Origin of the sequence: Streptomyces sp. URMC 126 (genome assembly GCF_051386555.1) — a bacterium.
Classification (GTDB): Bacteria; Actinomycetota; Actinomycetes; order Streptomycetales; family Streptomycetaceae; genus Streptomyces.
Genome location: NZ_JBPQTX010001152.1, coordinates 1 through 249, shown reverse-complemented (window position 1 = coordinate 249; position 249 = coordinate 1). Strand labels below are relative to the sequence as shown.

The 249-nt window shown below is 64.3% G+C and carries 1 protein-coding gene; it reads right to left on the bottom strand.

The features are described from left to right. Positions 1–249: ABC transporter permease subunit (locus tag ACSNOK_RS35465; protein WP_436784791.1), on the bottom strand; the 249-nt coding region annotated here is incomplete at both ends.

Below are 249 nucleotides of genomic sequence, written 5' to 3'. Positions count from 1 at the left end.
CTCCAGCGCATAGCCCAGCACCACGGTCAGCGCCACGCCGGCCAGCAGCATGGTGATGAAGTGCTGGCCCAGCAGCGGGGACAGCGCAAAGGCCATGTAGGCGCCGATCATGTAGAAGCTGCCATGGGCCAGGTTGATCACGCCCATGATCCCGAAGATCAGCGTCAGGCCGGAGGCCAGCAGGAACAGCAGCAGCCCGTACTGGACGGCGTTCAGGCACTGCACGAGAAAGGTGGCAAGGTCCATGGC